At 40.7% G+C, this 295-nt stretch carries 1 protein-coding gene; it reads right to left on the bottom strand.

Features of this window, described 5'->3' with window-relative positions; genetic code table 11:
* Positions 1 to 295, bottom strand: a 295-nt coding sequence (locus tag JDF658_RS09465) for a transposase (RefSeq protein ID WP_143311984.1), incomplete at both ends; no start/stop codon positions are given.

Genomic DNA, 295 nt, shown 5'->3' with positions numbered 1-295 from the left:
AGTCAGCAGTGGTCCTTCACACCCTGTCCTTATTTGGATCATCTTCAATAAACAGTATGTTGCCAATGCGATATATAACTGATTTTCTACTGCCTGCTGACTAAGACCATATAAATGTTTGACGTGCAGGTGTTGCTTGAGCCACTTGAAGAAAATTTCAATCTGCCAGCGGTAGCGATATAACTGCCCGATTTCTTCGGCAGTCTTTTCAAAGACATTCGTTACAATTGTAATTTGATTCCCTTCTGTATCCGTTGTTTCAATCAGACGTACAGGGTGCTTCATTCTTGATGAA

It is taken from the genome of Carboxydocella sp. JDF658 (assembly GCF_002049395.1).
Classification (GTDB): domain Bacteria; phylum Bacillota.
Note: the sequence above shows the minus strand (reverse complement) of the source record. Positions and strands in the feature narration are given on the sequence as shown.